This window comes from Bacteroides sp. 224, assembly GCF_010500995.1.
Classification (GTDB): Bacteria; Bacteroidota; Bacteroidia; order Bacteroidales; family Bacteroidaceae; genus Bacteroides.
Genome location: NZ_QVMK01000082.1, coordinates 1 through 1,700, shown reverse-complemented (window position 1 = coordinate 1,700; position 1,700 = coordinate 1). Strand labels below are relative to the sequence as shown.

At 37.7% G+C, this 1,700-nt stretch carries 2 protein-coding genes; one reads left to right on the top strand and one right to left on the bottom strand.

Going from position 1 to position 1,700, the window contains the following annotated elements:
* Window positions 1-117: 117 nt before the first annotated feature.
* On the top strand, window positions 118-1,086 hold the full coding sequence (locus tag D0T60_RS18395; RefSeq protein ID WP_163219932.1) for a site-specific integrase: 969 nt from the start codon (window positions 118-120) through the stop codon (window positions 1,084-1,086).
* Window positions 1,087-1,468: 382 nt separating this feature from the next.
* Here D0T60_RS18395 and D0T60_RS18390 read toward each other — a convergent pair whose 3' ends face one another.
* Window positions 1,469-1,666, bottom strand: a complete 198-nt coding sequence (locus D0T60_RS18390) for a hypothetical protein (protein ID WP_163219930.1) — start codon at window positions 1,664-1,666, stop codon at window positions 1,469-1,471.
* Window positions 1,667-1,700 lie beyond the last annotated feature (34 nt).

The window sequence follows — 1,700 nt, the reverse complement described above, 5'->3', positions numbered from 1 at the left end:
GGAACTTTTTTTTGTCTTTATATTTTTTCATTCTCTTTTCTTTAAAAGATCTTACTCCTCTTTCTTTTACGCCTATTTTACTGTTATATATCTATACACATTTAAATTTGTTTTATTATGACTCTAACTTATTTTACTGATGCTGTGATTCGTAGTTTTCGCACTTACTACTCGTTTAGTACTATTTGTAATTATCAGAGTACACTTCATAGTGTATTGGATTTCCATCATGGTGATGTTCCTCTTTCTGTGGTTTTCAGCCGTGATTTCCTACTTAGTTATCAAAACCACTTGCTTGGTCTGGGCATTTGTCGTAATACGATAGCCTTTTATATGCGGGTTTTGCGTGCTCTTTATCATCGTGCTGTTGCTCAGCGCCGGATTAAATCGGTTAAACATCTTTTTGTTGGTATTATCACTACGGAGGAAGCTACCGTAAAACGCTCTTTGCCTGCTTCTGTAGTTAAGCTTCTTGCTACTTCCGATTTATCTGAGTATCCCGAGCTTGAGTTCAGCCGTGATATGTTTATGCTTTCTCTTTATCTTCAAGGCATGCCTTTTATCGACCTTGCCCACCTTCGTCATAGCGATTTGCAAGGTGGTCGTATCCTTTGCTACCGTCGTCATAAAACAGATGTCGAGATAACTGTTGGATTAGATGAACGTGCGCTTCGTATTCTTTCTAAGTATAAATGTTCTTCAGATTCTCCTTATTTACTTCCCATCATCCGTGTTGCCGGTGCTGCTTCCGAGGAAACTCGTCAGTATAGTAACTCCCTTCGTAATCATAACCGGCATCTTAAGAGAATATGTGTGTTGTTGGATATCGACGAAAATTTGAGTTCCTACGTGGCTCGTCACACTTGGGCTACGCTTGCTCACCATCATGGTGTGGGTATGCATGTAATCAGCCAGGCGCTGGGTCATCGTAAAGAAGAGACTACGCATACTTATGTTCGTCAACTGGATGTTGACTGCTTTTTGGCTGCCAACCGTATTGTTATTGATGCTGTTTTTAGCGGGAAGAAGCCTTCCGGTAGTATTTTGAAACCTCTTTCTGGAAGCGGTTTGAGAGGTTTTGAATAAGAAAAGTCCATCTCTGGGAAAGAGATGGACTTTTGAATTCCTTTTGCAAAGTAAGGCAGATTGTTTTTAATCTGCAATAGTGTTCTAAATATCCGAAAAACTCTCCTTTCTCCCTTTTTGTTTTGAAAGGTTTACATAATCCGTATTTTGGAATAGAAAATGTTTCCCTTTTCTTTCATTCCGAACAAAGGGTTGTTTTCCGGAATAGATCGTTGTGCCTTTTCCGCTTCCCGTGTATCCTAAGCAAGCTATTTTCTATCTGCTTTTTTTCTTCCCGGGCCTTTTCTATTGTTTTTTTTTCGATTCTTTTCCCTGCTTTTTTCTTAATTAGGGTTGAATGATGAAATATGTTTATTCTTTTGTAGCTATCGCCCCTTATTGTTTAACCAAGATTAACAAAAAAGAAAGTTTTATCTCTTAAAATATTTAAGTTTTTCTGCGCTTTTCGTTTCTTCTTTCCTTTCTTTTTTCTCTTAGCCTTGTTTTTTCTCAGATTGCTATCCAATAGGGCTTTAAATGCTTTCTTCTTTTGTTTTTTGTGTCCATCTCTTTCCCAGAGACGGACATTGATATTTCTCACTGAAGCCAAATCCTATTTTAATAGATATTTAGAA